Raw genomic sequence first — 632 nt, forward strand, 5'->3', positions numbered from 1 at the left:
GGCGGTCGAGCTGTACCAGCGGGTCAGCACCGAGGAGTTCCCGGAGGCGCGCAGCAAGGCGGCCGTCGACCTCGGCGTGCTGTTGCGGCACCAGGGCCGGCACGAGGAGGCTCAGGAGCTGCCGGCGGCCGACGTTCATCCGCAGTACTGCTTCAGACTGGGCACTGATCTGGAAGGGGCGGGGCGGATCGACGAGGCCATCCTCGCCTGGGAGCTGATCGCCGACACCGACGACATCACCTGGGCGGTCCGCGCCCACTACTACCTGGGCAAGGCGCATGCGGACCGAGGAGAGTTTGACGCGGCGATCGCGGCCTACCAGCGGGCCGGCGCGACAGAGGACTCCTCCTTCCGCGGCAGAGCCTGGTACGAACTCGGCTGTCTGTACCAGGACCAGGGGAATCTCGCGTTGGCCAAGGAGGCCCAGCAGCGCGGTGCCGACGTGGCGGCCAGGCTGGGGAAGGACGGCGAAACGGTCCTCGGCGGGTGCAAACTGCGGCTGGCCCAGCTGTCGACGTTGTCCGGCGAGACCGAGGATGCCCGGCGCCGCTACCTGGACATGGTCGACAACGCCGATCGGGGTACGGCCGCGATGGGGGCGATGATGCTGGGCGGCGACGCCAAGGACCGCC

The 632-nt window shown here is 70.1% G+C and carries 1 protein-coding gene; it reads left to right on the top strand.

Annotated features, from left to right (window positions below):
* A partial coding sequence (locus CCN51_RS51255) for a tetratricopeptide repeat protein (RefSeq protein ID WP_143676223.1) occupies positions 1–632 on the top strand: 632 nt, incomplete at both ends.

Origin of the sequence: Streptomyces milbemycinicus, assembly GCF_002154605.1 — a bacterium.
GTDB lineage: Bacteria > Actinomycetota > Actinomycetes > Streptomycetales > Streptomycetaceae > Streptomyces > Streptomyces milbemycinicus.